We start from the raw sequence: 21,307 nt of genomic DNA, 5'->3' as shown, positions 1-21,307 counted from the left end.
CCAGGGCCTACTGAACTGTTCATGATCATAGTGTGGAAGATGGCAGGTCAATCATTCTGAACGAGCTCTTTGGCTCAATGACCAACAACTGTGTACCTGCCCTTCCACCGCCTTTATTTAGTGAAATATCTGCCATCTCACTTTCTTTCCCAAGCATAGGATGACCCCATGATCTTAGCCATTAGATTGTTTCGGAATACTAAAGTGCTGCACTAAAAGTGCAGGGTTTTTAACCCTCGGCTGAGACCAATAAAGCTTTGCCCCAATGAATGTACGAGAATACACACTCTTCAAAGCTTTGGCTATATGACCCTTTACTATTCTTGCCACCAACCCTCAACCAACCTATGGACGTTAATACCATCAAAATTCGGGTTCTTTACAAAAGAGATACGCTTTCACCGGCCTGAAGGCCGGAGCAACTTATTTCTTATCTCGAACTCACGTTAACTTGAAAAGATCCTGGGTCTAGGGAATCGAATGTGGTCGTAGGTCGGGCAGATTTGCCCGGCTATGGTTTTAATGGCTCGTTCCCGAGCTCTCCCGAATTACTCGGTGGAATACCCATGGGAAGCTCCTGCTTCAGATTTCGCAATTAGAAGCTACCAACGTGCTCTATTTACTCCCCGTCGTATTGATCAATAAACTCTTTCAGCTTCTCCACATTTTTCTTGGAGCCAATGTACACAGGCGTACATTCATGAATAGCCTGCGGCTGTATCTCCATGATTCTCCCCTTGCCATCGATTGCCATACCACCCGCTTGCTCGATAATGAAACTCAGGGGATTACATTCATACATCAGCCGCAGTTTACCATTGGGATACCTGGTGCTGTCCGGATACATAAAAATGCCGCCCTGCATCAACGTACGGTGTACATCCGCGGCCATACAGCCCACATATCGCGCTTTATAGGGCCGTCCGGTATCCGCATCTATTTGCTGACAGTATTTAACGTATTGCTTCAAGCCGGGATCCCAGAAATTATAGCTTCCTTCATCCGCACTGTAGATGTTTCCATAATCCGGAATCTTGACATCACGCTGGCTCAGGATGAATTCACCAATTGAAGGATCCAGCGTAAAAATGCGCACTCCAAGTCCGGTTGTATAAGCAAGCACCGTACTGGAGCCATAAAGTACATAGCCCGCGGCCACTTGCTTTACACCGGGTTGCAAGGCATCCTGATCGGTAAGTTTGTGTTTGCCTTCGGGCCGCATATAGATTGAAAAGATACTTCCAATACTTAAACTCACATCAATATTGGAGGAGCCATCAAGCGGATCCATAAATACAATGTATTTGCCTGCATCGGCACTTAGGCGTACCAAGCCCTCATTTTCTTCCGATATCACCATACAGGTGATATTTGAGCGGCTTAGCGCGGAAATAAGCTGCTCATTCGCAAACAAGTCCAGCTTCTTCACGTTTTCGCCGTGTACATTCTCCGATCCTTCCAAACCCAGTATGTTAGTAATACCGGCTTTGTTCACTTCCCGGGAAATAATTTTGGCCGCCAAACCAATATCTCTCAGCAGTTGTGAAAGCTCACCTGTTGCCCCCGGGAATTTATTCTGGGCATGAATGATATATTCTTCCAGTGTAATCAATTCTTTTTGTCTATCCATCTTCCTCTGATTTCATGTTTAATAAAGTCTCTGCTCTCCAGTTTAATTTTTCTTGGAGGCCTTAAACCCTCATAAATGTTTCGCTCTTATAACTCTTTTAAGTATGTCAGTCCACAAAGAAATCATACACATTTCTTGAGATACCCTGAATTACCGAGATAAGCCCTTTAAATCATTAATTCAAACCCATTAATAATTTCTATAGTGTGATGATTAAAAAAAGGTTAACCATCAAACCATAGAATCAATAACAGATAAAAAAAATACACACATCCAGGGGCCTCAATCATATAGGCAAGGCTCCCCGGATGGTGTATTCAAGCAGTTAAATATGCTTTACGCGATCACATCCATTATTTGATCAGCGTAAGCTTGCGTACAGCGGTAAAGTTTCCGGCTGTAATGCGGTACAGGTAAATTCCCGTAGCAAACTGGGTTGCATTCCACTCTATGGTATGCGTTCCTGCACTTTTACGTCCGTTAACCAATTCCGCTACCTGTCGTCCGGTAATATCAAATACCGTTAGTGTTACATTGGTAGCTTCCGGTACATCATAACTGATGGTGGTAGTTGGGTTGAACGGGTTTGGATAGTTCTGGTTGAGTGCAAACTCGGTAGGCACGTTATCGGTCACTTCGTTGGAAACAGTCATCTGCTTCACAAGCGTAGTGTTGTCGATATAAATGGTTCCGCCGTCGTTTGCTTCATTGTTAAATTCAAATGCAAGACGCATTCCGTGCTCTTCATGGGCAGCCGTAGCAGTGAATTCAAAGCTATACTCTTCCCATTCAGTGGTTAACTCTAATTGTGGAGTTTCCCATCCGCGAACTCTTTCCCATCCGCCGCTTTCCGGTACCCCGGCATAGAAGCGAACAAGGCGTCCAGCTTCATCTGCTTTCAGATAAACAGATGCTACATATCTTTCTCCTTCAACCACATTAATAGGCTCGTTAACAGCCTGAGAGGAATACCAGTCTGAACCAGAATGGGATACCATAAACTCAAGCGCACGGCCGTCATCGTCTGCCGCATCTTCTACCACAGAGAATGAAGAACCTTCTGTGCCCTCTATTAACCAGGCATCTACTTCCGTATCTCCTACTTCTGCAGCAGTAAAGCTACCGTTGTAGTTCAATGTATCGCCCACTTCGTAAGGAGGTTCCGGAATAGGCAGCTCTTCTCCTTCAACAGGAATGAGCAGGCTACCTTCTTCATATACTATTTCGGCTTCTTCGCCAAAATTCAGTCCAATTGTATTATCAAATACTCCACTTGCCAGTACCAGTGACTCATTAATGGTAATTCCACGGGATTGGACCACACCTGCTTCGTTATCAATTGTCAGAGAATTTACTACCAATGGAAGGTTAAAGCCAGTTGCCTGGGCTATGTCTCCGTTAAGAATGTATCCGGCTTCACGCGATAATTCCAAAATTTGAGCATCTAAATTTTCATCAAAGCCCAGCTCATGAGAAGTGGCCAGGTTTCCTCCGGCTTTTACTTCTATGATAGAGCTCATGCCACCAAAGTCACTATCACCAATATCCAGTGTAGCCAGGGAGTCTACCGTCCACGGCAGATTATCTAGCTCTACATCTTCCGTAACCGATAGTGTTTGTACAGAGTCTTCACCAGAGAAGATAAATGCACTACCTTCGCGTGGTGCTGAGTTCTGTGTTTTACCTGCGTTAAAGGTGAAATCGCCTTCATGCAGGTACCAGTAAACCATAGGACCTGATCCGCGGGAAATAGAGAAGTTACCATCGTCCACCGTGATACTTCCGTAATGATTTACGGTAATCTGAGAGGCTCCGTTTCCGGTTCCATTGGTAGAGAATGCACCAGATTGCATGTGGATATCTCCCATCACATCAATAGACAGTGTATCAAACGCCTCAGGTTGGGTAAAGTAAATGCGGGCTTCACCAGTACTTACAATATCAATATCGCCACCAATAGTGTTGTTACGCATACCCAGATCATTGTTACTTACGTTTCCGGGTGAGTTGATCACAATATTATAGAAGTCCTGGCTGGCATTGCCCGGTCCACTGGTTACAATGTTATTAAACATCACCGTTGAACCTTCTTCCCAGGTTGCAGTAGGCACGTCGCCACCATCCTGTGCGTGAACATATACGGCTTCGCTGCCAGAAAAGCGCAAGGTCGCGCCATCAGCAACATCAAAAGTACCGTGATTGGTTACATATCCTTCCACGAGGAAGTCAGAACCTTCGGCAAGCGTGACACCTGCAGAATCGGCAATTTCAAAATAAACGTCGCCATCATAAGATACTTCGTTGGCCGTAATGGTATTTCCGCCATCAGCCGTATCGGCAGCAAATACGAAAGTACGCATCTGTCCGTGTTTGTCGATATCGGATTCGCCCAATTCGCCGTCATTCACGGTAAGATCACCGTAAAGTGTCCAAACGGCACGGCCTCCACTACCACGGCTGGCAGAAAGGAAACCACCGTTGGTTACTTCAATATTACCCATAACGGTAATATTATAATCGAAGATGTCACCGGAACCGGTAGACGTAAACTCAGAGTTTTCACCATCTACAACAATGTTTCCGTTAATGGTAATGCTTCGGGCAGGATCGCCTTCATCACCGGCAGAAGACAAGCGGAACTGATTTCCGTTTGAATTCAAGACGGTTAGGTTGCCTGCAAGGGTGTAATCATTCCAACCCATGCTGATATTACTTACCTGTTCATCATTGTTCCAGACTACATTATAGAAGTCCTGTTCAATGTTGTCAGGCTCATCAGCTAAAATTCCCGTAAAGGCAATGGTAGATCCTACTTCCCAGGTGGCGTCAGGGACTTCACCTGCATCGTAGTTATGGGTATAGGTACCGCCATCCGCAACGGTGATGCTACCGCCGTCAACAACTACCGGACCGCTCGCTACCAGGTTTCCTTCCAGGGTTAGTTCGCCTTGTACGGTCAGGGAATCCATTGGGAATTCACCTGCTGCAACCGTCACATTCGCATCGGATGCAATTTCATAATAAAGAGTACTGTTCGTTTCTACTTCGTTACCGGAAATAGTTTGGGCTTCAGTGCCGGCAAATACAAAAGTTCTGCGCTGACCATGTTTGTCAATATCAGACTCACCGATACGGCCATTATCTACCGTCAGATCGCCGTGCAGCGTCCATACAGCACGACCACCACTACCACGGCTGGCTGAAAAATAACCGCCATTGGTCACTTCGATATCCCCCATCACCTCAATATTGTAATCGAAGATATCACCGGAGCCGGTGGAAGTGAATTCAGAATTTTCTCCATCTACCACAATGTTTCCGTTAATGGTAATGCTTCGGGCAGGATCGCCTTCATCACCGGCAGAAGACAAGCGGAACTGACTTCCGTTTGAATTAAGCACGGTGAGATTACCTGCAAGAGTGTAATCATTCCAACCCATACTCACATTGCTAACCTGACCGGAGTTGTTCCAAACTACATTATAGAAAGCCTGATCGGTGTTATCGGGCTCGTCGGCTAACACACCGGTAAACTCAATAGTAGAACCTGTCTCCCATGTGGCCATTGGTAAATCACCGGCATCCCTTGCATGAACATAGGTACCACCGTCTGACACAGTTAGTGAACCATCTGTAACAGCAAGAGAACCACCAGCATCTGCTCCTGATCCGTCAACGGTAAGCGTGCCAGTAATGACAACAGCTACATCAATGGATACTGAATGAGCAGCCAAAATGGTGATATTCTCGGTTCCGGCAGGTGCTGCGGAGGCAGCGGTCCAGGCCGAACCGTCATAAGTTTCCCAGGTAGCCGTTGCACTCCAGTCGCCACTAGCTGCAGATCGGAAATCTCCGCTCTCTTGTGCCATGGCTCCTGCATACGCAAAAAGCGCTACCAAAAACGTTGTTAATAATTTAGTATATGTGCGTGTCATTACTTCTCCTATTTTACTTGTTGTTCCGTTTATGATTTACAGAATAAAACTGTTTTAAGCCTCTAAGAGATGGGCACTTTCACCAAAATCTCCATAACCGGTTAAGTTAATTTTCACTAAAACCCATCAAAATTTTAAAAACGTCGCTAACTGCCCGTTACTTACCGATATCTATAACTATTAAGCGATGAATTTGTTAGCTGAATTGATTCAAAATTGCAATCTAAGTTATCGGTTAAGTAACTTCTCTTAAGTTAAGCTAAACTCGGGAAAAGTCAAGAAATAAATTCCCTGTCAGAGGCTCAAATAGCCGCCAAACTTTGCCCTGTCCCAGTAATTGTATGATTTACCTGATTTTATTGTATAAAAATCTATATAAAACATGCCTTAAATAAGTGTTAATACACTTTTTTAGTCCTTTTTTTGTCCTCTAAAACTGCTTTTTTTGTGCGCGAAAATCCCCTTCTCAGAAAGCCCTTCCAGTTATTGCTTTTACTGGTTTTATACTGCGCCTAACTGGTTCTGCATCAGGTGATCACTCATCATAAAGCTTTTTTGGAATTTTAGGTATCAAGATGCAACTAAAACAATCTACCTGCCTTTCATAATTCGTTCATATAGCGCCCGTATCTATGCGGCACTTTTCAGAAAGGTCGCAAAGTTTAAAAATCTAATTCTATGAAAAATCGTTGGTTTATCGCAGCATCAGCAGTAGGCATTCATATATCTATCGGATCGGTTTACGCCTATAGTGCGTGGAAAATGCCCCTGGAAAATACCTTTGGATGGTCTGCCACCAGTACCTCCCTGGCCTTTAGTATCGCCATTTTCTTCCTTGGATTATCCGCAGCCGTTTTGGGCCGGCTTATTGAACGTCATGGTCCATCTAAAGGTGGCTTACTTTCTGCCGCCTTCTTTTCAGTAGGATTATTCGGTTCAGCCCTCGCCGCTTACCTTGAAAGCATCTGGTTATTCTACCTGTTTTTTGGGGTGATAAGTGGGATAGGTCTCGGGCTTGGCTACATCTCTCCCGTTTCTACCCTTGTGAAGTGGTTCCCCGACCGCAGAGGTCTTGCCACCGGTCTGGCTATCATGGGATTTGGTTTTGGCGGCCTGGTTTGTGCCCATTTGATTGATGTGTTTAATCCAGCCCAGGCCGAATTGGTACTCCCAAAAGAACTCTCTGCTAAAGAATATGTGGATCTGCAATCCAGCAATGCCGCCAAAGTAGAAACTATGCTTGCCGGGGTTCCCTCCCTGGCTGATTTCAAAGCCAATGAATCCGAACTCACCGAATTGCAGCGGCAGGGACAGGAGGAAAGTGCTCTTTATCAAAGTATACAGGAAGCTAATGCCCCCTTTAAAACCGTAGTACTGTATGATAAATCTTCCATTGTGATCGCTTTCTTAGCGCTCGGCGTCATCTATCTTATTGTGATGCTTCCCAGTGCCCTGTACATCACCCCACCGCCAGCCGATTATGCCGAAAAATATTTCAGCGGTGATAATGCGGTTTCAAAACAAAACATGGTTAACGTACCTGAAGTCACCGCCTTTGAAGCTCTAAAAACTCCAGGCTTCTATGGGCTCTGGATCATGTTATTCATCAATGTGGCCTGTGGAATTGCAGTGATCGCCACCGCCAAAAAAATGGGCTACGAGATGGTTCGCCTTTCTGTAGAAATGTCAACCCTGCTGGTGATGGGTATTTCACTGTTTAATGGCTTAGGGCGTATCATGTGGGCTTCTTTGTCCGATTATATTGGCCGCAGTAACACCTACGTGGCATTTTTTTTGATACAGATTTTAGCCTTCCCATTGCTTGCCAATCTTACCACCAGCCCTGTTCTCTTTATGCTGGTTACTTTTGTGATATTAACCTGCTACGGCGGTGGTTTTGCCAGTATTCCGGCCTACATCAGTGATCTTTTTGGGCTGAAAGAGATGCCGACCATTCACGGGTTTATTCTGACGGCTTGGTCGCTCGCCGGTATCGTTGGCCCGCTACTTAATGCCTACGTGTACGAACAAACCAAGAGCTACCAGCAAAGCCTATATGTATTTGGCGGTGCCTTTGTAGTGGCTCTGGTAGTTTCTCTGCTTATGAAACTGGAAATACGCCGCATACAAAAGCCAGCTACTGAAAAAGCACGATCCGTAAGCTACAAGGGAGATGTAGAACAAGCTTTTGATTAATTACAGGAATCCTATCTGAGAGCTAAACCCTTGGATGAAATTGATAAAAAGACCCCTGAATGGGTCAAACAATAATAATCCAGGGTAAAACCGCATAGCGGATGACAAGCAATTCTATCGGCCCAGCAAAATCCCGAACTGGGTTCAATGTTGCGGGACATTTACATACATACGGGTGGTATTCTTGTGCAACCCCTTCAGGGTTGGGACTTCTTTGGGATTATGTTCCTCGGGTTTCGCAGGCTACACCCGGGGCTATTTACGTGGTATCCTTTCAGAATGCAGAGGTTTTGGAGAAGACTGGCGAGTTTACTCCGTTCTGAACCCATTTAAATTATATTCTAACCGGTAAACGCATTAGGGTAATCCCCCAGAAATCATCAGAATACTTCATCCACTCTTCATAAAACACCAAAGTTAACCGAGTGTTAATTTATTCACTTAGGCGCTATTCAGTAGAAAAATTTACTTGGTCTTCACACATCAGCAATAATATGGGAGCAAGAAATTAAAGTACACGGTAATGAAAAAATTGAAAACTAACTCATCAAAGAGTAACCCTAACTTTATTTCAGTTATTTCATTATAACCGAAATTCATTCGGCCGCAAATACATAATAAATAATCCTGTAAACCAAACATACTATGAAAGCGACTGACCAGAACCCTACGTTACCTTTCTTAAGTGACGACATCCCTTCCTACTACCGCGATTTCACCGCAGGTACCTGGAATACTGAAATTGATGTTAGAAATTTTATTCAAAAAAACTACACTCCATATGAAGGCGACGCCTCTTTCCTGAGTGGACCAACTGACACCACACAGTTGCTTTGGCAACAGGTTCTGAATCTGATGATCAAAGAACAAAAAGAAGGTGTGCTGGATGCCGATAATGAATTGGTATCATCCATTGTTTCACACGGCCCCGGCTACATTGATGAAGAACTGGAACGAATTGTCGGGCTGCAAACCGATGCCCCGCTCAAGCGTTCCATGATGCCTTTTGGAGGAATCCGCATGGCCCGCAAGGCACTGGAAAGCCATGGATTTACCTTTTCTGAAAAAACCCAGGATGCCTTCGACAAAATACGCAAAACCCACAATGACGGCGTGTTTGATGCCTATACCTCAGACATTCGCAGTGCCCGCTCTTCCGGTATCATAACCGGCCTGCCAGATTCTTATGCCCGTGGCCGTATTATTGGTGACTACCGACGTGTTGCCCTCTATGGTATTGACCGTCTGCTGGAAGACAAAAACGAACAACTGGATTCTCTTGAACTCAACAACCTGAATGAAGAAACTATTCGATTGAGAGAAGAGCTGAACGAACAAATTCGTTCACTGAATGAACTGAAAGAAATGGCAGCCAGCTATGGCTTCGACATTTCCAAACCGGCAGAAAATGCTACCGAAGCTGTTCAATGGTTATACTTTGGTTACCTGGCTGCAGTGAAAGAGCAAAACGGTGCTGCCATGTCATTCGGACGAGTTTCTACCTTCATCGACATCTACATGGAACGTGATATTGCTGAAGGCAAACTGAATGAAGACGAAGCCCAGGAAATCATTGACCACCTGGTGATGAAACTCCGTATGGTACGCTTCATGCGTCCACCTGAGTATGATGAGTTATTCTCCGGCGACCCTACCTGGGTAACGGAAGTCATTGGCGGTATCGGTCTTGACGGCCGCTCGCTGGTTTCTAAAACTTCCTTCCGCTTCCTACAGACCCTGCATAACTTAGGTCCCGCTCCCGAGCCCAACTTAACGGTGCTGTGGTCAGAAAATCTGCCGGAAGGCTTCAAGAAATTCTGTGTGGATACTTCCATCCAAACATCATCCCTTCAGTATGAAAATGATGACCTGATGCGCGGTTACTATGGCGATGATTATGGAATTGCCTGCTGTGTATCTGCCATGAAAATAGGTAAACAAATGCAGTTCTTCGGTGCCCGTGCCAACCTGGCTAAAACACTGCTGTATGCCATCAACGGTGGTAAAGATGAAGTATCCGGCGATCAGGTAGCACCGGAATTTGCCCCAATCACCGGTGAGTTCCTCACTTATGAAGAACTGGTACCCAAGTTTGACGCCATGATGGAATGGCTGGCGGCTACTTATATGAACGCCTTGAATGCTATCCACTACATGCACGACAAATATTACTACGAGCGCCTTGAAATGGCCCTTCACGATCGGGATGTATTCCGTACGATGGCCTGCGGTATTGCCGGTCTGTCGGTAGTAGCCGATTCCCTGAGTGCTTGTAAGTATGCCAAAGTTCGCATTCTGCGGGATGAAAGAGGCTTAGCCACCGACTTCGAAACCACCGGTGAATTCCCTGTATTTGGTAACGATGACGACCGTGTGGACAGCATTGCCCGTGAGTTGGTTAAAACCTTCATGAGCAAGCTGAAAAAACAGCCTACATACCGCAACTCAGAGCCAACTCAATCTATCCTGACTATTACTTCCAACGTGGTGTATGGTAACAAAACCGGAAACACTCCGGATGGCCGTAAGAAAGGCGAACCATTTGGCCCAGGTGCAAACCCCATGCACGGTCGTGACAAAAACGGCGCCGTTGCCAGTATGCGTTCTGTGGCGAAACTGCCTTACGAGTATGCACAAGACGGTATCTCTTACACCTTCTCTATCGTTCCCGGAGCGCTGGGACGTACAGAAGAGGATCGCGTGGAAAACATGGTGAACCTGCTGGACGGATATTTCAACGAAGGCGGACACCACATCAACGTGAACGTATTTGATCGTGAAACTTTGGTAGATGCCATGGATCATCCCGAGAAATACCCGCAACTAACGGTTCGGGTATCTGGCTATGCGGTTAACTTCAATAAGTTGACCAAAGAGCAGCAGATGGATGTCGTTTCGCGAACATTCCACGACAAAAACTGATCATCCCAAAAATAACGGGATATTCTAAGTAAATGGTACAAAGGGAGCACCAACTGCATTACGTGCTCCCTTTTTTTAAATGAGGTCAAAAAAATGGAAAATGTAACCGGATATCTCCACTCAGTAGAAACCGCTGGAACATTAGACGGTCCCGGAATACGGCGTGTGCTTTTCTTAAACGGATGCCCACTCAAATGTGTGTATTGCCACAACCCGGACACGCGCCGCTACAAAGGCGGCACCCAAACCGATGCCTATACCGAACTCAGGGCCATCGCCAAACAAAAAGAGATGCTGTTTTCTATGAAAGGTGGCGTGACTATTTCAGGCGGAGAGCCGCTATGGCAACCCGAGTTTGTAAAAACTGTTTTTGAAGGTTGCAAGATGATGGGCCTGCATACCGCATTGGATACCTCTGGGTTCTTAGGGCCTAAAGCCGATGACGAATTGCTGTCCTTCACCGACCTGGTACTGCTCGACATCAAGCACTTCGAGCCTGAAGGCTATAAACGGGTTACCGGCGTAGATTTACAACCTACCCTCGACTTTGCCGAGCGCCTGGCTTTTATGAACAGACCGGTTTGGCTGCGTTTTGTACTGGTGCCTGGCTATACCGATCACATGGATGCCATCCGAAAAATGGCGGGCTATCTCTACAAACTTGGTAATGTTGAACGAGTTGAAGTCCTGCCCTTCCATAAAATGGGTGAGTACAAATGGGAAGCCCTCGACATGAATTACGAACTGTTCGATATCGAAGAACCCACTACCGACTTGATCACCGAAACCAAAGCCCAGTTTGAGAAAGAAGGCTTGGTGGTTTATTAGGATTCTTGGTTAGGGATGTTTTGACGGATTTGTCAGTCTGAGTTTTGGCTGTTTTTAAGAGATAAGGAATTGGAAGATAAGTATTGATAGATAATGGATTACTAACCACCGTTTTCTTTTTATAGTAGAGGAATAATTAAGCTGAATTAACCATCCCAATCCCGGTTTAACTCCTGCATTTTGAACCATGATTTATAGGATTTCTAAGATGTACAGGATTTAAAAAAATCGCGGTAATCTCATTAATCCGGTGTAATCATGGTTCTCTCCTTTGGATTGTTTTCTCTGCAAAGAAGAACTTATAACCTGTTCATTATTTTTCTGAATTCATTCAAGAATTTCTGGAAGGTGGACCTTCGCAACGAGATGTGTTATGATGGCAATCAGGTATAAGGCCAAATGGGTCACCGTATAGGTCACCAGAACCTTCAAAATCACCCCTAAAACAAAAAGCCAAAGCGCTTTAAAGGCACTTTGGCTTAGTTTGAATATGAATTGTGGAGGTGCGGGGAGTCGAACCCCGGTCCGGGAAGGTAGACCTGTTAGCATCTACATGTGTAGGTACTGATTGGAATTTCGCCTAAAGCCGAGCCCAGTACCTAAGCGACTTCAGACTATTCTGTTAAAGTTTTACGTAAACGCGACAGAAAGCACGCTTACGCTATCCTGTCTTGTATGACGTCCAGGCTGGCAATGACAGGCACTTAACCAGCGGGACGGCTTAGTCAGTTTATGCTGCTAAGCGGTAAGAGTAATTATTGTCAATTACTTTTGATCCATAATGGATGTTATTACGAGATCCATTGGACAATCTCGACACGCAACCAACGGTAATACTCAACCCGTCGAATCCAGAACACCCCCAGAATTTCAAAGAACACTTTAAGATAAGGAGAATTTCAGCCAATATTAACTACGGCTTGTACTCCTTTGTTCCGTACAAAACAATTATTATAACGAGATCATTTGGGTCTTATTATTCTAACGAAAGAAAATAGCGCCCAAATTATCACTTATTTCTATTTCACTTATCCTTAATAAATTTTTCAATAATTACTAACTGTTTATCGCTTTCAAATTCATCGAAATTACAGCAGTACTCACTTTCCGTTAATTCCGCTCTAAGAGTGAGGGAATTTTTAGTATAGCCAATAATTTTAAAATGCCTGTCGGGAAGTTTCAGACTTGGATGGGATTTTAAAATTAGTTCTTCATTACTCAATTCCCACCAGCCACTTTCATAATTTCTGTAATACGTTCCACTCTCTCCTACATTCATTATAATGCTGGTATTCAGCCAATCTGAAATTTCATCACCATCCAAGCCATTTATGGTAATCTGTTCAGATCGCCAGCTGCCTATAATATTTTCATCTTCAACAATTAGTTCGTCATTTTGCATGCAGCCGGTACAAAACAAAAGCACTGTGGTGAGTATAAAAGAAGTAAATTTCATTTTTTCGCCCCATTTAAGATTTTTTATCTGAAAATTTCTCTTCACTTTAATGGTCTTAATTTGAGAATTATTATTTATAAATGCTAAAAACTACGTTCAGGCACATTCCTTTGGCACGGATTTTCTCCCTTATTCTGTTAATTAATGATCCAACAGACTATTTTATAAGCGCTACCATAAAAATTTCTACAGAAGGACATCAATGAAAAAAACATCTACTTTCTTTCTCTTCATGGGAGGAATTGGTCTCGGCTTTCTCCTCGCTTTCACTATGATTACAAATAAAGACGCCCCTATCACCTCGTCGATGATTGAAGATGCCGCATCGGTCATCGGGCTGGAATTCACCCAGACCGAGCGTGATACCATGATTGAAAGCCTCACCGATACCCGGGATGATTTACAGGCTATCCGGGAATTTAATCTCAACAACTCCATCCCTCCCGCCCTTAATTTCAATCCAATTCCCGCCGGTAAACAATTTGATTTTCAGCAACGCAGCCAGGTTTGGGATTTACCACAAAATGTAACTCTGCCTGAAAATAAAAACGATCTGGCTTTTTATACCATCGGGGAATTATCATACCTAATTAAAGAAGGAAAAATCAGTTCTGTTGAACTCACGGAGTTTTTTCTGGACCGGATTGAACAATATGACGAGCAGCTGGAAGCCATCATCACCGTAACGCGAGAGCGCGCTATGGAACGCGCCCAGCAGATGGATGCGGAACTGGAACAGGGCATCTATCGCGGACCGCTACACGGTATCCCCTACGGCGCTAAAGACTTGCTGGCCGTTGAAGGCTATAAAACCACATGGGGAGCCGCTCCCTATAAAGATCAGGAAATTGATGAAACCGCTACGGTGATTCGTAAACTGGATGAAGCCGGTGCCGTCCTAATTGCTAAAACCACGCTGGGTGCTTTGGCATACGGCGATATTTGGTTCGGAGGGCGTACTAATAATCCTTGGGATTTAGAGCAAGGATCCAGTGGTTCTTCGGCGGGATCTGCGGCAGGCACGGCAGCTGGGGTTTTCCCCTTTGCCATCGGTACGGAAACATTGGGCTCCATCGTTTCGCCATCTACCCGAAATGGCACTACGGGACTTCGTCCTACATACGGACGGGTTAGCCGCACCGGAGCTATGGCACTCAGCTGGACCATGGATAAAATCGGTCCAATCACACGCAGCGTAGAAGATGCCGCCCTCGTATTTAATGCTATCTATGGCTCCGACGGTATCGACCAAACCATTGTGGACCTTCCTTTCAACTATAATGCTAATTTGGACATCACCCAACTGAAAATCGGCTATCTGAAATCAGCTTTTGAGCAGGATTACTGGAATAAGCAACGCGACAGCCTGGTGCTGGAAACCATGCGGGATTTGGGCGTGGAGCTCATTCCCGTAGAACTTCCGGATTTTGACGCCGGCCCCCTGCGCTTGATTTTGACCGCGGAGGGTGCTGCCGCTTTTGATCAACTCACACTGACTAATCAGGACGACAGCATGCAGTGGCAGGAGCCAAATGCGTGGCCCAATACCTTTCGGGCAGCACATTTCATCCCGGCTACAGAATATATCAACGCCAACCGTGCCCGCTATCAGCTCATCCAGCAAATGGATTCGGTGATGCAGCAAGTGGATGTATACCTCTCACCCGCTTTTGGCGGAGGCAATTTGTTGATCACCAATTTAACGGGGCATCCTAGTGTAGTGCTACCGAACGGCTTTACGGATGAAGGCCGTCCAACCAGTATCACTTTTGTAGGCGATTTGTTTGACGAAGCCACCGTACTTTCTGTTGCCAAGGCGTATCAGGATACTACGGGGCATCACCTTAAGCACCCGCCTCTGTTTGTGGAATGAGGTGGTTTGCTGATATGGTGATATAGTGATTTAGTGGTGGGGACCATTCAATCACCTGTTGCCGAATGGCAATGTTCGTCTGAAGGGCGGCTAAGATTGTTCTACAAAGCCTCTTTCATCCTGAACTAAGCCTTTCTAAACGAAGTGCAGAAAGCGCAGTGAAGGATCTGCAGAATACAGCCTGAGTATTTTTTTTTGAGAAACATTTGGCCTGGTGATAGCATTGGGACACTGGCACTATCAAACCCACCCCTCCCCGAATTATTCGGGGCCGTCCAAGCGGGGAAGCTCTTTGGATAGATTAGTATTGAAAACCAAAAGATATAACCAGTGACCATAGAAGTGAGTCGGAGGTTTGGCTATAGCTCGTAATCAACTTTTTGAATTAGGTTCTTGGCTTAAACGTCAGGTATTTAAAGTTCTTAATGAGTGTGATTTTTTACATTAATATGCAGATATGCAAATAATCAACTTCTACCATTTGGCTCTGATGGGTTATCAGGCGATCAAATTATCACGAAACTCAAAAATAATTTTTAAAACTACGCATGGATTTAGAGACACAGTACCAGCGTCTGTGGGATGATTCAATTCCACAAATACAAACCGGAAATATCAAAACCGATCCTTATATAGATGCCACAGACGACACCCGTTTTGGCATCACTCTGTTGGCCCGTCCTTCGCGGGAAGTGGCAAATAAAATTCAAGAGTTTCAGACGGAGCTTAGAAAACATGCCCCGCATCAATATTATTACCCTGCTTCTGATCTGCATCTTACCATCCTGTCTTTGGTTTCCTGCCAGCCGGGTTTTAAACTTAATGGAAATGAAGCCACAGCATACATCAACCTGGTGCATGAAGTCCTAAGGCAAACCCCGCCCTTTGAAATTAAATTTGAGGGAATCACAGCCTCACCTGCGGCTGTAATGATTTGCGGCTATCCGGAGAAAGAGGCCTTAAATACTTTACGTGATCATCTTCGGGGAGCCTTCAAACAAAGTCCGGTTTACCAAACCATCGATAAGCGATACAAACTAAAAACCGCCCACTCCACCATCTTCCGGTTTAGGAAACCATTAACTGATCCTGATTCTTTTGTAGGTGTTATGGAATCCTGGAAAGACCATTCTTTTGGCTCATTCGTTATTGATCAGGCAGAACTGGTCTATAATGACTGGTATCAGCGAAAAGAAAAGGTCAGAAATCTTAAAACCTTCGATCTAAAGAAGTAGCGAAGCCAGACCTTATCACTATATCACCTTTTCACCAATAGCTTCCTGAACGTTAAAAATTTGCAGCTGTTAATTTTTTCAGCGCTCCACATTCTGTGTCTCTTTGGAGAGACCGGTTTGCAAGTAGCCTCGTGCTGCTGAAAACCAGAGAGGGTAGTGCCCACCCAGTAGGCATTTCGTGTTTTAAGACGCTGTTGGAGCTCTTGGCTTCCCTCTCCCTCGCTTCATGAGCACGCTCATTCCGTATGCCCTCTCCCAAGAGGGACATTATCCTAACCGGTTTTAATTCTACTAACCCGAGATCAACAGGAAAACTGTATGCTAACTTACAATTATTTTCATGCCATAGAATGGGGTTGTTATGATTTTTACATTAAAAGATCCTTTCTAAGGCAGAATGATTAACGTTACATCAATTTCTGGAAATATTGAGGACACCATATCACCATATCATCTACAATTTAACCCAGGCTCCGTCTTTCCGGGATGATTCCATGATCGCCTCTACTATGCGGATATCCCTCAATCCCTCTTCTCCGGGCACAATGGGTTTTGTATTTTCTTTGATGGCCAAAGCATCGTTATCCATTTGCCGGGCTTGCTGGTGATTGGGATCCGGCGGTAGTTGGGTGCCATCGCTGGTTTCGCCCTGAACGCCTCTGTACGTTTGGAAAGGACGCAGGCGATACCATCCCTCCTCGGCATCCACATCCAGGTAGTTGGTGGATTTACCAAAGCTGGTCTCTCCTTTCGCCATCACTCCGTTGGCAAACTCCATCTCAAATTCAGTAAACTCATCCACCTCACTGTACATTTCTTTCCGCTCCGACCACTGTCGTCCTCGCACCCGCACCGGCTCCATGCTGGTAGCGTACCGCGCACCATTAATCGGATACACCCCCATATCATACAAGGCGCCGCCACCTAATTCGGCATCGGCCCGCCAGTTGCCTTCTCGATGAGCCCCGTTATAGCCAGCCCCTGTTTGCACGCCCGTAACCGCTCCATAGGTTTCTTCTTGTCCATACCGAATGATGGTCTGCGTATTTGGCTCGTGCTGCATGCGGTAGCCAATCGTCAGCTGCACCTTATTTTTATTAGCCGCATCTATGATTCCCTGGCACTCCTCCACTGTTTTTGCCATGGGTTTCTCGCACCATACGTGCTTGCCCGCCTCGGCTCCAACAATCGCATATTTGGCATGCAATCCGGTAGGCAGTACAATGTAAATCACGTCTATATCATCGTTATTGGCCACTTCGTGCATGGTTTCGTAATTGTAGACATTGGCATCGGGGATGTCATACTCTCGTTGCCATACGGGAATTTTAGATGGACTTCCTGTCACAATACCACGCAGTTCACAGTGCTCTGTTAGCTGCAGTCCCGGTGCCAGCTGCCCGGTAGCGTAGCTCCCCAGGCCAACCAGTGCAACCCCCAGTTTCTCTTTCTTTTTGGGGATGATGATAGAAGGAAATCCGGCAATTAAAGAACTTCCGGCTAGTAAGCTACCGGTGGCTTTTAAAAAATCTCTTCGTGAAAACTGGTTCGACATGGAAGTACCTCGATTTAAGTGAGCAACGTTTTTATACATCATCTATAAGCAATGATCCTAAAAATACATTCCATACCCATAAATAAAAAAGCCCGGTCGAGTATTCGAACCGGGCAAGTTTGCTCTCTTGTAGGTAGTAGCAGATTTTAATCGATCAATACTTCGTCAATCACATGAACCGTGCCGTTACTTGCTTTAAGATTGCCTTGAGTAACATTTACATTTTTAGCCTGTTCAATTTCGCTGGGTGGGATTTCATCATTAAACAAGTGACCTATCACCAGGTTTTGTAGCTGATCTTTATTCTTGCGTATCTCTGCAAGTTCCGCACCCATGTTCTCAAAAGCAGCATCGGTTGGTGCCAAAACGGTAAAGGGACCTTCCTTGGTAAGCAGTTCATCCATCTGTGTTTCTGCCAGCAATTCGGCAAAAATGGTATGCTGCTCGCTTGTTCTAATAACTTCTATCACGTTTTGTGCCTGCACAGCCGCCGAAGCTGAGATAATGATGCTCAGAACGGCAGTAACACCGATGGTCATGTACCTTATATTATTCATAACATTCCAGTCACTTTAAATGAGCGGCCGATACCCAATCAGCCTAATTATTGAAACTCCTTCACCCCTTGGAATACAGAATACTTGATTTTGTTCCCGCTTATGATCATTAAACTGTTCTAATTTTTTATAGGAATTAGAACTATTTCCAGAAAATTTTCAGTCTGGTTTACCTATCATTCAAATAATTTTCTTTAATTCTATATTGGTACCAGCATCAACGATAAGAAGCAGGAGATTTAGTCTTGAAGATTGTTCAAAAAGAAGCCTTTTTCGTTACCGGTATAATTGTACACGCCCAATGGGAAGAATTGTGGGAAGTGATGCCCAAAGCCTGGAATACACTATTTAAGCGCTATCCCGAAATCGAAAACAGAACTGATGACGTATTGATGGATATCAGTCTGAAAAAAGAGGATGGACTCTACACGCAGCTTATTGGTGCCCAGACCAATAAAGAAAATCAACTTCCTCCAAAAGGAATGGAAACGGTGGCCATTCCGGCAAAAACCTACATTCATTATCGTCACGAGGGCAGCCTTCAAGAAATCGCCGATTCCTTTGGTAAAATCTATAATTGGGCCAAAAAAGAAGAGGTCAAAGCCGGGGATTTTAAGCTGGATATCGGATACACGACTTCCGGCGAGGAAGAATATCATGATTTGTATGTAGAGGTTCTTAGCGGGAAGTAACGTTCTATTTCTATAGCCGTGATGAACGACTCCAAAGCTGTTCAACCACATCCACCCCATCCGGCTTCCACCAAAGCGGCGGGCGTTGGGCTAATTCCAAAGTCTCGGTTTCTAAGCCCTCAATCGCTGTATCAGTATCCATCGTATAAACCGACTGCACCAACTTTCCGAACTTCTCACGAAGCTCTTTCACTTTATCGGCATCCCCTTTTACCCAATGAACGGTGAAGTCCGTCTCCGGAAGTCCCTCCGATTTCTGAATCAGAAAATGTTCCATCCACAATTGATCGCGTTGTATTGCTTCGTTGTAAGCGTACTGATATTTCAGCTCTTCACTTGGCTGAGCATGTGGCGGGTTTCTCTTCCAGAAATTCTGCATGGCTGAGGCCAAGGAATCTCTCACCTCTTCCAAATCAAAAGGTGCCACCACTATCGCTACCGAGCGGCATCCCTGTCCGCCATACCGGAGCATGGCTTCAGCCAGTTGATTGCTTGTTTGAGCCGACCATTCTTTCAGATAAGCCATAGAAAACTTAGCCGTACGTATGATGTATTCAGCATCAGTCCTGGCGGCATTCAACCGTCTGATTACCTCCTTCACTTCCGGAACCGAAGACGAAGATCCGGCAAAAACTACTGCACCCGCCTCCAGGTTTTCAAAATCTTCCAAATTAGTAGAAAACTGAATTTGCTGATCCAATCCTGCTTTTTCCACCTCATCCAAAAAGGATGCCAGCAAATATGGATCTTTGCGGGAAAGTTTGCCATAATAATCGGCCCCGGAAAGTATCCCCCCAACTACCGTTTGAAAGCCAACCAGGGGCAAATTACCCGCATGCAGGCAAAGTACTCTTCGGGCTTTAGCATTTTGTTTCTCGTTTAGACCTGCACGTTTCGCCCATTCCTCTATTTCTCCTGCTTCTATATTTTCCTTAAGTACGGCAACTTGATGGTCTACATCTTCCCGACTGAAAAGTCCCTGCTGTATTGTCTTTTCCACCGCTTCTTTTTTTCCGGGGTGATCGGGATGAAGCCAGGCCGTTGCGGCTTTTTTTATGTTAGTTAAAGTATTCAATTAAAATGGGTTCCTGATTAGAGCTAAAGAAAGTAACTAAGTTAAGGCTTGTTGGGCTTAATCACACTCCGAGACATCCCCCTGCAAATGAACAAGTTCATTTCCGGTCCCTCTTCAAAGAGGGATTAATCTTTAGGTAATTCAGAAATGAATTTTAGTATCTGAAATTGATAGTAACACAAATAGATTTTATGAAAATTTTCCCTTGGAAGGGAGACCGCTTAAAAGCCCTCGCTTTCAAGCAGAGGGATGTACGATGGTGAGTTCAAAATCAACAACCACCCCACACATTATCGTGATTTCGTGGATAACCCACATCAATGCGATCAGAAATCCTAAAAATCTGTAATCCTCAATCACTATCGATCAAAAAATTACACCCACGCAGGTTTTGGGGATTCCAGCGTCCCAATACCTGAAAAGAACCATCTTCCCGCTGCACGCCCTTATCCCCCGTGAGAATGAAGGCACAGGAGTACAAGTTGGCCAGGTCCATTAAGCCGATGAGCCCCTCCTCTCCTGCCGGTAAGATTTCCATAGGATTTTGGGAATTACGGATGCTCACCTTCATCCAGGGCACGGTATTAAACCAGAGGCTGCCTTGGGCATAGGCCTGACTCAACAGCTCACACATTCCATATTCTGAATGAATTTGTGATTCCGGCAATCCAAAACCTTCGGCTAATTGATGATGAAGCTCTTCTTTGGTCATCTCCCGGCGATGCGTTTTCATCCCTCCTGTTTCCAGTATCACTGAATCCTTTGGCAACTGCACCGGCTTCAATTCCAGCATATCCATTAATCCAAAAGCTGCACCAAATAGCATCAGCTTCTTTCCTGATTTTTCAACTTTCTGTATTGCCTTTTCATCCAAAGGCTGATCCAGCTCCAGAAACCGGCTCATTCCTGAAGCTTCCCGTTCAATCAACAGGTTCAGCATGTGAATAAGCGAAGAATGAGGATTGTCACTATAACCGGGGGTGTAGGCCCAGATCACGTATTCATCCAACTCATAGAAATGCTGCATTCCTTTTAGGATAGATCCCTGATAGATTTCAGGCTTAGGCAGATAATGGCGACTTCTTTCCATGCCTGAAGTTCCGCTGCTTTGGAAAAATTTTGAATTCTGAATTTTGAATTCTGAGTTTTCAGGTATTGATAGTGCTTCGGTTTCTTTGAAGGCTTCGATGGGCAGTAGGGGAATTTCTTCTATCCCGGATACTTCTCCAATTTCCAAAGCTTTGCAGAAGCGGTGATATACCGGGTTATTTTCTTGTTGGAAATGGAATACCTTCAGAGCCTTTTTTTCAAACGGGATGGAGGGATCAAATATGACTTCGGAGGAAATCATGG

The 21,307-nt window shown here is 45.0% G+C and carries 14 protein-coding genes and 1 other RNA gene; 6 read left to right on the top strand and 9 right to left on the bottom strand.

All coding sequences use genetic code 11. The features are described 5' to 3' along the window. Positions 1-25 precede the first annotated feature (25 nt). The 3 genes from FN815_RS19205 to FN815_RS06555 form a co-directional block, all read right to left on the bottom strand. Positions 26-157, bottom strand: coding sequence for a hypothetical protein (locus FN815_RS19205; RefSeq protein WP_281286771.1), 132 nt, complete (start codon positions 155-157; stop codon positions 26-28). Between the two features lie 462 nt (positions 158-619). Beyond that, a complete protein-coding gene (fbp, locus tag FN815_RS06560) occupies positions 620-1,630 on the bottom strand; it encodes a class 1 fructose-bisphosphatase (RefSeq protein WP_142453824.1) in 1,011 nt (336 codons plus the stop codon). A gap of 353 nt (positions 1,631-1,983) precedes the next feature. Then, positions 1,984-5,565, bottom strand: a complete 3,582-nt coding sequence (locus FN815_RS06555; protein ID WP_142453823.1) for a T9SS type A sorting domain-containing protein — start codon at positions 5,563-5,565, stop codon at positions 1,984-1,986. Positions 5,566-6,243: 678 nt separating this feature from the next. Between FN815_RS06555 and FN815_RS06550 the strand changes: the two genes are divergently transcribed. From FN815_RS06550 to pflA, 3 genes are all read left to right on the top strand, one after another. Then, the gene (locus FN815_RS06550; protein WP_142453822.1) at positions 6,244-7,761 is read left to right on the top strand and encodes an OFA family MFS transporter; all 1,518 of its coding nucleotides are present in this window, start codon (positions 6,244-6,246) and stop codon (positions 7,759-7,761) included. A 645-nt stretch (positions 7,762-8,406) separates the two neighbouring features. Further along, on the top strand, positions 8,407-10,683 hold the full coding sequence (gene pflB, locus FN815_RS06545; protein WP_142453821.1) for a formate C-acetyltransferase: 2,277 nt from the start codon (positions 8,407-8,409) through the stop codon (positions 10,681-10,683). Between the two features lie 93 nt (positions 10,684-10,776). Then, on the top strand, positions 10,777-11,511 hold the full coding sequence (pflA, locus tag FN815_RS06540; RefSeq protein WP_142453820.1) for a pyruvate formate-lyase-activating protein: 735 nt from the start codon (positions 10,777-10,779) through the stop codon (positions 11,509-11,511). A gap of 495 nt (positions 11,512-12,006) precedes the next feature. Here the strand turns inward: pflA and ssrA are convergent. Both ssrA and FN815_RS06530 read right to left on the bottom strand, forming a co-directional pair. After that, positions 12,007-12,375: a transfer-messenger RNA gene (gene ssrA, locus FN815_RS06535) on the bottom strand. A gap of 160 nt (positions 12,376-12,535) precedes the next feature. Then, a complete protein-coding gene (locus FN815_RS06530) occupies positions 12,536-13,012 on the bottom strand; it encodes a hypothetical protein (protein ID WP_142453819.1) in 477 nt (158 codons plus the stop codon). Positions 13,013-13,169: 157 nt separating this feature from the next. Between FN815_RS06530 and FN815_RS06525 the strand changes: the two genes are divergently transcribed. Together FN815_RS06525 and FN815_RS06520 are read left to right on the top strand one after the other, a co-directional pair. After that, positions 13,170-14,840: an amidase gene (locus FN815_RS06525; protein WP_142453818.1), complete on the top strand. Its 1,671-nt coding sequence runs from the start codon at positions 13,170-13,172 to the stop codon at positions 14,838-14,840. 548 nt (positions 14,841-15,388) lie between these two features. Then, positions 15,389-16,075, top strand: a complete 687-nt coding sequence (locus FN815_RS06520; protein WP_142453817.1) for a 2'-5' RNA ligase family protein — start codon at positions 15,389-15,391, stop codon at positions 16,073-16,075. A gap of 454 nt (positions 16,076-16,529) precedes the next feature. On the opposite strand, the gene FN815_RS06515 is transcribed toward FN815_RS06520, so the two are convergent. Together FN815_RS06515 and FN815_RS06510 are read right to left on the bottom strand one after the other, a co-directional pair. Then, complete coding sequence (locus tag FN815_RS06515) at positions 16,530-17,630, bottom strand: Gfo/Idh/MocA family protein (RefSeq protein ID WP_142453816.1); 1,101 nt, start codon at positions 17,628-17,630, stop codon at positions 16,530-16,532. A gap of 146 nt (positions 17,631-17,776) precedes the next feature. Beyond that, the gene (locus FN815_RS06510; RefSeq protein ID WP_142453815.1) at positions 17,777-18,187 is read right to left on the bottom strand and encodes a fasciclin domain-containing protein; all 411 of its coding nucleotides are present in this window, start codon (positions 18,185-18,187) and stop codon (positions 17,777-17,779) included. A 245-nt stretch (positions 18,188-18,432) separates the two neighbouring features. Between FN815_RS06510 and FN815_RS06505 the strand changes: the two genes are divergently transcribed. Further along, a complete protein-coding gene (locus FN815_RS06505; protein ID WP_142453814.1) occupies positions 18,433-18,879 on the top strand; it encodes a GyrI-like domain-containing protein in 447 nt (148 codons plus the stop codon). Between the two features lie 10 nt (positions 18,880-18,889). Here FN815_RS06505 and FN815_RS06500 read toward each other — a convergent pair whose 3' ends face one another. Both FN815_RS06500 and FN815_RS06495 read right to left on the bottom strand, forming a co-directional pair. Beyond that, complete coding sequence (locus FN815_RS06500) at positions 18,890-19,954, bottom strand: acyl-CoA reductase (protein WP_142453813.1); 1,065 nt, start codon at positions 19,952-19,954, stop codon at positions 18,890-18,892. Between the two features lie 352 nt (positions 19,955-20,306). Continuing rightward, positions 20,307-21,305, bottom strand: coding sequence for a LuxE/PaaK family acyltransferase (locus FN815_RS06495; RefSeq protein WP_142453812.1), 999 nt, complete (start codon positions 21,303-21,305; stop codon positions 20,307-20,309). Between the last annotated feature and the right edge of the window lie 2 nt (positions 21,306-21,307).

This window comes from Gracilimonas mengyeensis, from assembly GCF_900182705.1.
Taxonomy (GTDB): Bacteria; Bacteroidota; Rhodothermia; order Balneolales; family Balneolaceae; genus Gracilimonas; species Gracilimonas mengyeensis.
Note: the sequence above shows the minus strand (reverse complement) of the source record. Positions and strands in the feature narration are given on the sequence as shown.